The organism is Marinobacter azerbaijanicus (assembly GCF_030250645.1).
Taxonomy (GTDB): Bacteria; Pseudomonadota; Gammaproteobacteria; order Pseudomonadales; family Oleiphilaceae; genus Marinobacter; species Marinobacter azerbaijanicus.
The window spans coordinates 1-8,438 of record NZ_JASSVS010000034.1; the positions used below are offsets into that span (position 1 = coordinate 1).

An 8,438-nucleotide genomic window follows, 5' to 3' on the forward strand; every position below is an offset into this window, starting at 1 on the left:
CAGCGCCAAGGATGATGCCGCCGGTCAGGCCATCGCCAACCGCATGACCAGTCAGATTACCGGTCTGGCCCAGGCTCAACGTAACGCTAACGACGGTATCTCCATCGCTCAGACTGCCGAAGGCTCTCTCAATCAGGTCAACGACAACCTGCAGCGTATCCGTGAGCTGAGTGTACAGGCCGCCAACGGCACCAACAGCCAGGCGGATCTGCAGTCCATCCAGGACGAAATCGATCAGCGTCTGAGCGAGATCGACCGCATCTCTGCTGAGACCAACTTCAACGGCGTCAAGGTACTTTCTAAAGACGATGCACTGACCATTCAAGTAGGTGCTAACGACGGTGAAACAATTACCGTCAATCTGAAAGAGATCAACTCCGAGACTCTGTTTGGCGGAGAAGATTTCAACGTCAATGGTTATGTAGGTGACCTCGACGATAGTACAAGCGACACTGGCGCTGTAGCTACCGCGCTGGGCTTGGATGCGAGCGATTTTGGTACAGGCACAGGTCAAGCTGATAGTTTTGCAACTATAGCAGCAACTGCGCTGGCTGGGCTTGACTTCCCCGAAGGGTTTGACGCGGGTACTGCTGCCATTTCAGTTGACAGCAATGGCAACTTCTTTATTGAAGGTACGCGTGCCGATGGTACTACGGCAGTCGTTTCCGCTAGCGTCAGTGTCGTTCGCGACGATGAAGGCGTAGCCAGCTTGAATGTTACTGTTGGTAGTGTGGTCCCGGGAACCGGCGAGCGTACCGACGGCCCGCTGGCTTCAATCGATGCTGCCTTGAACAAGGTGGATAGCCTGCGCTCCGAGTTGGGTGCCGTGCAGAACCGCTTCGAGGATGCCATCACCAATCTCAACACCAACGAAACCAACCTAGCTGCCGCCCGCTCGCGCATCGAAGATGCCGACTACGCGGTGGAAGTGGCCAACATGACCCGCGCGCAGATCCTGCAGCAGGCCGGCACTTCTGTACTGGCCCAGGCCAACCAGATCCCGCAGAACGTGCTGTCTCTGCTGGGTTAATTGGTTAGGTAATAAGTTGGTAATGATAAGGGCTGGCCGAGAGGTCGGCCCTTTTTGATTGGTTGCATATATAGAGTTTAAAGGAGGGGCTGGATGACAACAGAGCCTAAAGTCTGTTTTTCTTATCCTGTTGTCTTGAACATACGTCCGGATTGGATGCAAGATGCGAGAGAAGTGAAGGTACAAGAGCTTGAGGGAAAAGGGCTTGATTATGCCTGTGCTGTTTCTTCTGGATGCTACAGGCATGTCACAGTTTATCTTGGTACAGATGAATGTATAAGGGGAAGTATTGATTTTAACTGTGAAGATGGGATGAGAAGGTTAGTGAAGTGCAAAGGAGTTAAGAGCGAGGAAGAGGTCTGCCTCCTTGAGGCAAGGCTGCACTGACTAATATTCAAGGTCAGGGTTAAGAGATGTATGTGAACAGGCCGAGATTGCTAAATCTATCTGGAGATTTTTGCCGAGCTGAAAGTATGTATCGATGATACTTGGTGCACACATTTTCGAGTACTTTGAGAATTCTAGTGTATAAAGATTCGAGGCTGATGAGCGGCATGAAATTATATGGGTTAATTATTAAAGAGCTTGGTTATTCTGCAGCATGACTACATGCGAGCTTCTTCACTGGAATGCTACGATGTTAAGCCAAAAGAAGATAAGGTGAAGTGTTGCTTATATAAGGCGCTATCGAAATCTGGCTGCACAGTCCATGTTGAGGCTAACTGTTCACGTAATGGTGGCGTTGCGATCTCGTCGCCATAGAGCACCAGAGTGGTGAGAGAATTGACATTGAAATAAAGACAGCAAGGGCGGGGGCGGTCGGGTGAATAAACCCAAGGAACAGCTTGCTTCATGGCACGCCGATATTGTGAAGCTTCAAAGGCTTCGTCAAGCTGGCTGGTTTGATAAGGGATATCTTGTCCTTTGTTTCGCCTACGAGAAGGATTCCTCGTGGGAAGTGAAATTAAAGACAGAAGTTAATAAGCTGAACGGTACTGCTCTATAACCCTTTCCGATAACAGCATGGAGTGGCCTGAGCGAAGCGAAGTTCTAGCAGGAGAATAAAATGAGCAACGAACCCACTGTCAAATGCCGAATGACGAAGTGCCATGAATGAAACGGAATATCAGCGCATTATCATGAGCTGCAAGGTGTGATTGACGATACTTATCGCTGTGCTGCGTGCTTATCACCACCGCAGAGAAAAATGGCGATTTCGCTACCACACCACTGCTTGAAAGAGACACGATAATTTCCTGGACGGTGGTGAATATGCAGTTCGCTCATACCTCGCCCACTGGCTTTACGCCTCCCGGCAGTCCCTCGACTAGACGAAAGACACGTGCAGCGAGAGTGTTCTGGCAAGCTGATCACGGGTCTTATGCTTCTACTTCCGGTAAGTATCGAACTGTTTGATATCGCTCATGACCGCGAGCGTAATTTACACTTACAGAGATTCATCGATCAGCGCCACAAAAAATGCAGAATAAAAACACTCATTTCGTTGGCACATGGAACGGAGTCGGCATCATATCCTGCTGTCGGTGGCTCTGCTTTCCTCAGCCTTCGAAATGTCGTCATCTCTCCCATCTTTTCGGCCGTTTCCTCTTGGGCCGGCTGGCGTAGGCTAGCAGCATCTCTCATAACGCCTGTATCGTGACCATGCCCAAGAATGCCAAGCGTAAGCCGCTTTCCTCCCGTAAGCCCTTAACCTTGCAGCAAGTGCGCAAGAAAGCCCAACAGAGCCCGAACGATGCCGGTGCATGGCAGATGCTGGCCAGATCCCTGCTGCGTGACGGTGAGCTGAGCGAGGCTCAGGAGGCGATCCAGCGGGCGGTCGAGTTGGCACCGCAAGAGGCCGAGCACCTGGAATGGAAGGGTCATATCGAGTATCTGCGCCACGAGGTTCGCGAGGCCCTGCAGAGCCTTGAGCAGGCGCAGGAGATCAAGCCCGACTCGGTTTTAGGCTTGTTGACCCTGGCCAAGATCCATTCGGAATACGGTGCCAACGCCAAGGCGTTAACCTACATTGAGCGCGCGGAAGCCTTGGCGTCCGAGGACATCCGTGTTCTCGATACCAAGGGTGCCATTCTCAACAGCCTGTTCCGGCTGGAGGAGGCGGGGAAGGTATTCGCCCGTTTAATCGAACTCGATCCTGGCTCTTTCGTTCATTGGAACAATGCGGGCAATGTGTTCCGCGACATGGGGCAGCTCGATGAGGCTGATCGGTACTACCAAAAGGCCATCGCGCTGGATAGCGATAGTCCTGTTGCCTACTCCAACCGCCTGACGGCGCTGCATTACGACCCCGAGGCCACCCGAGACACCATTGTCGAGGTCGCGCGCCAGTGGGAAAAACGCTATGCCCCGGTGGGAGAGTTCACACGGCCGCTTCCTGAAAATCGCGAGCCTGCACGCCGCTTGCGCATTGGCATGGTTTCCGATGGTTTCCGCAAGCACCCTGTCGGCAAGATGATCATTCGCTGCCTGGAGCATCTGGAGCCGGCGCAGGCGGAGCTGTTTGCCTACTCATCTAGCGATGTCAGCGACGAACTGACCCAGCGGTTGAAGCGGGCCTTCCACCACTGGCTGCCCATACGCCACCTCTCCGATGAGGCGTTCGCCCAGCGCATCCGTGACGACCGGATCGATATTCTGATCGACCTGTCGGGCCATAATTCCGGCAACCGTATGCGAGTCATGGCAATGGCACCCGCCCCTCTGTTGGTGAAGTGGGTAGGTGGCTTGATCAACACAACGGGCATGAAAGCCATCGATTACCTGATCAGCGACGCGATCGAGACGCCACCCGGTGAGGATGCCTACTACACGGAAAAGCTGATTCGCCTGCCCGATGATTATATCGTCTTTGATCCGCCCGCCAACCTGCCGGAAATCAACGAGCTGCCCGCCAAGCGCAATGGCTATATCACCCTGGCCTGCTTCAACAACCCCACCAAGCTCAACAAGGTGACCTTGCGAGAGTGGGCGGAGGTGATGCGCCAGCTGCCCGATTCCCGGCTGCTGCTCAAGGGACGCCCCTACGCCAGCGAGGCCTTTTGTGAGCGCATCTATCGGCAGATGGAGGATGGCGGGATCTCTCGTGAACGTATACTGATCGAAGGCCCCGGCACCAATTATGAGCTGCTGCAAGCCTACAACCAAGCGGATATCGCCCTGGACCCTTGGCCTTACTCTGGCGGCCTGACCACCTGCGAAGCCTTTATCATGGGCCTGCCCGTGGTGACCATGACCGGCCCAACCTTTGCCGGCCGTCACAGCGCGACCCACTTGATCAATGCCGGTATGCCTGAGCTGGTAACGCATAGCTGGGAGGAGTACCGCGCCAAGATAGTCGAGCTGGCCAGCGACCTGGACAGTCTAGCGACCATACGCCAACATCTCAGAGAAGTGCTGCTACAGTCGCCCGTATGTGACGGGCCACGCTTCGCCCATCACTTCACGCAGGCCATGCGCGCCATCTGGCAGCGCTACTGTGAAGACAAGGCACCTGCTGCGCTCAGCTTCGATGACGCGGGCCAAGTGTGGTTTAACGGCGATAGCGCACCGCTTGAAGTGCAATATGCCGAACAGCTGGACGATGACACCGGCGGCTTTAGCTGGCAGTTGCCTGGCAAGATCATTGCCATCGACAACAGCGCCAGACTGCTTCAGCAAGCTGGCCTGGCCCGGCTGCGTCGCTTGAAGGCCTTCGGTATCGTTGCCTTCGACCCCGCCAGCCGTGTGAAAAACCCCGGCCAATACCAGAGCAGCGAAGACGTCCAAGTTTTCCCCCATGCGGTACTTGGCGATGGCCAACCCGGCACGCTCTACGCCTGCCTCGATCCGGCCCTGAGCGGTACGCTCGAACCGTTACCCAACGACCAGCAGTTAGATGCCAACGTCCAGGGCAGCCAGGTATTGACCAAGCTACCCATCAATACCGTTGCTCTGGATAGCATCAACGGCCTGGACAGCCTCGACTGGCTAATTCTCGATGACCTCAGCGATGCCGCCGCGATTCTTGAACATGGCCAAAAGGCGCTACAGAACACCTTGCTGATCCAGGTCCGCATCGCTTTCCAACCCACGCACCAACGCCAACCCAACCTGGCCGAAATGCAGCACTGGATGGCACGCCACGGCTTCCGCTTCTACCGCTTCAATGACGAACGGCACCGCAGCCACCTGCCGGTAAGCGTACCCGAAGCACAACGCCAAGCCACCGAGCTAGTCAGTGCCGATGCGCTTTTCTTGCCCAGCCATGAGCGCCTGTCAGTATTGAGCGAGGAACAGTGTATCAAGCTGGCGTTCTTGCTGAGCACGGTGTTTGGAGCCAAGGATATGGCTTATGCGCTGTTGGCTCGTGCTGATAGGAAGAAGGCGGAACACTACTTGGTAGTGGGAAAATTGATAGACGACCCGAGAAATATGGTTGCTGAAATTCATAACGTGAAAGAGGCAATGTTCTATCTAGAGTCATGTCGCCTTGAAAAGAAAATCCCTAATCATAAATTGCCACAAAAACTTGTGGTGTCGTTGACCTCGTATGAAGCACGCTTCGCTACACTTCATCTTACTATCAAAAGTCTCCTATGCCAGTCAGTTGTGCCCGATGAGGTTGTGCTATGGATCGCAGAAGAAGAGAAGGGGTTATTGCCAGAGAAAGTAACACAGCTGGAAACTTTTGGCCTTAGGGTTGCATATTGTAAAGATATTAGATCCTATAAAAAAATTGTTCCAACGTTAGAGGAGTATGCTGGCTGGTTTGTAGTAACCGCTGATGATGATTTGTTTTATGGTCATGGCTGGCTTGAGGGGTTAGTTACTGCGTGGAGCGGTAGCTATGATGATATCGTAGCTCATAGAGCACATAAAATAGAACTCAACAAAAAAGGAATCCCGCAAGAGTATGTCAAGTGGAAATGGCAGGTGGGCGTATGTGAAATTCCTGATGGGTATATCTTCCCAACTTGCGGTGCAGGTACATTATTCCCACCTGGCGCTTTCCATGAGGATGTTACTAAAAAAGAAAAATTTATAGCGCTTTGTCCAGACGCTGATGACGTTTGGCTTTATTGGATGTTTTCTATTAATGGAAAGAAGGCAAGAGTAAGTGGCTATAACTTTGAAATGATTGAGTGGCCAAATGCTGAGGCGACACCGCTTTGGCACAAAAATTTGAAAGAAGGAGGTAATGATGAAAAAATAAGAAAAATGATAGAAGAGTATGGGGCTGCATGGAAGTTTCCTTTCAAGAAAGGTGACGACTCTTTTTCTTTCACCTATCGTGAAAAAAAGGTCAATTTTTATCTTCCTGATAGGGATGATCATATACAAAAAGCTATAAGATCAAGAAAAGAATTTTATGAAATTGAAATGCTTAGTGATATTGATGGGAGAGTTTGTAAAGGCGCAACAATTTTTGATATTGGGGCAAATATTGGAAATCATACAGTTTTTTTTGGAATGTTTTGTGATGCAGGAAAGGTTTTTTCGTTTGAGCCGCATCCGAAAACCTGTGCTCTGCTAAAAGATAATATTTTATTGAATGGATTGTCTCATGTTGTGTCTTGTTTTCAAATTGGTGTTGGTGAGCTTCCGGGGAAAGCTAATATCTCTTTTTACGACGATAAAAATATAGGAATGGCAAGGCTAGAAGTGTCAGGTGAGGGAGAGATTGATGTTGTTAGACTTGATGATGTTGCAGCTGAGCATGGGGTAAAAGTGAGTTTGCTAAAGATTGATGTTGAAGGTATGGAGCTTAGCGTTCTTAAGGGGGCTTCCAGGATACTTGAAAATGACTCTCCTTGTGTCTATGCTGAGGCAGGAACAGATGACGAATTTTTTTCTATAAAGAAATATCTTGCTAAATATGGTTATTCCCCAGTTAAAAGATTTAACGCTACTCCAACATATTTGTTTTTGAAAGTTTGATTGTCTGGATCTCGTAGAGATTAATTGTAAACATGGTTAGAATCTGATCTTGCTTGCGAATTTTCAACAAAGGAGACCCAAGTCCTTGACTATCCGATCCGGCGGATTACGTTGAGATGATCTCCTCGCCGCCGGAGACTGTCACGACCGACCCTGACCGAAGGCGATAGAGACAGGCTCGTGTATGGTCGGTTATACCATTTCTTGATTTTGCTAATATGGAGTTTCCGTGATGGAAGTGCTTATTGGTTCAGGCATCCTCATTCTGCTCTCTGTGGATGGTTCCTTAGTCGCTGGCAGGCGATGCCTGTCAAGCTTTTTGACGTCTGGAATCAGGCGGCTTCCAATTGTTGATCGCGTGGAACCAGCGGGTCTTCCTGGTTAGGGCTCAGCCATACCGTCATATATAGAGCACATACTTTTTTATATTTGTGTGCATATAGGCATTCGCTTAGCCCGCCTCGGCGATTTACGTTGAGATAAAATCCTCGCCATCGGAGCGCGGTTTGCCGCCGCCAGTTGCTGGTTAAGAAGATATGCTCATCCGAATCTTACGGAGTGAGAGACAACTCGAAATGCCAGTTAGAGAAACGTAACCAAGCCACACATAGGTGTTCTTGTCAGAGCGGACGCATTACAGGCCGCAGCTGCCAATTATTATAAAAATGTTAGTGGCCCAGTGCCAATCGCTGCCCACCAACACGACCTCGCCGCAGTATGAATGCCAAGGGTAGGGTGGCGTACTACCGGCCCAACCAGCGCAGTTCTGAAGGGGGCGGCTGAATTACCACTTCCTAGCGTTCTTGGAAAGCTGGAGCGGCTGGCTCGCATCCCTCGATTTCTGACATATGCACAAAGATATCGACTTCAGATTTCGCCTTCCCGAGAAAGGCCAGGTGCGGATCGTCGGGTGAAAAGTGAAGCCCGACCGGCTTTAGAGTTGAGTCGGATTCGATAGAGGCGGTCATCACGTTAGATGAGCATCAAATGTAATGGATGAGCTGCAGGTTCTGATAGAGGAAGCCAGGCAGGCGATCTCTCATTAGCCACCGGCATGGACGAGCCGATGCCGATAGCGTACGGCAAGCTGCTGGGGATTCTCGGCCGAGCGGTGAAGCAGACGCTAGCGTATATGCAGTTGATGCTTGGCAGCTCGTGAGGTGCGTTACGAAAGGCAAGTTCGCTAAAATTGCTGGCAAGCTTGCTGACATAGCGGAGAGGTGCTGGAGCCAGCGCCACCCATGACACCACCTTGTTGGTGTCTTCTACCCGCTGGCGCTGTGCTGTAAAGAAGCGATTCCGAAAAGGAGCAGAAATGAGTTCTCAGCATAATACCGATATCCAAGAATCCACTGCCGGTATTCCTCAACGCCTGTTTTCGCTGGCCAACGCGTTCCGCGTCGCCGCCGTGCTATGTGTCGTCTTGGGGATCTACTTGTTTTTTGAAGTCATTCAATTTGCCCATGTCGCC

Annotated in this window: 4 protein-coding genes; all 4 read left to right on the plus strand. The window is 51.4% G+C overall.

Translation table 11 applies throughout. From position 1 onward, the window contains the following. Positions 1–1,030 (plus strand): FliC/FljB family flagellin (locus QPM17_RS23035; protein WP_285394089.1); only part of this gene is annotated, 1,030 nt, incomplete at its 5' end. Between the two features lie 93 nt (positions 1,031–1,123). Then, positions 1,124–1,417, plus strand: coding sequence for a hypothetical protein (locus QPM17_RS23040; protein WP_285394090.1), 294 nt, complete (start codon positions 1,124–1,126; stop codon positions 1,415–1,417). 436 nt (positions 1,418–1,853) lie between these two features. Continuing rightward, positions 1,854–2,036, plus strand: a complete 183-nt coding sequence (locus QPM17_RS23045; protein WP_285394091.1) for a hypothetical protein — start codon at positions 1,854–1,856, stop codon at positions 2,034–2,036. A gap of 656 nt (positions 2,037–2,692) precedes the next feature. Further along, on the plus strand, positions 2,693–6,967 hold the full coding sequence (locus QPM17_RS23050) for an FkbM family methyltransferase (RefSeq protein WP_285394092.1): 4,275 nt from the start codon (positions 2,693–2,695) through the stop codon (positions 6,965–6,967). Positions 6,968–8,438 lie beyond the last annotated feature (1,471 nt).

Excerpts from the sequence above, each read along its gene's own strand:
- QPM17_RS23050 (WP_285394092.1), top strand. The coding sequence starts at position 2,693 with ATGCCCAAGAATGCCAAGCGTAAGCCGCTTTCCTCCCGTAAGCCCTTA.
- QPM17_RS23040 (WP_285394090.1), top strand. The coding sequence starts at position 1,124 with ATGACAACAGAGCCTAAAGTCTGTTTTTCTTATCCTGTTGTCTTGAAC.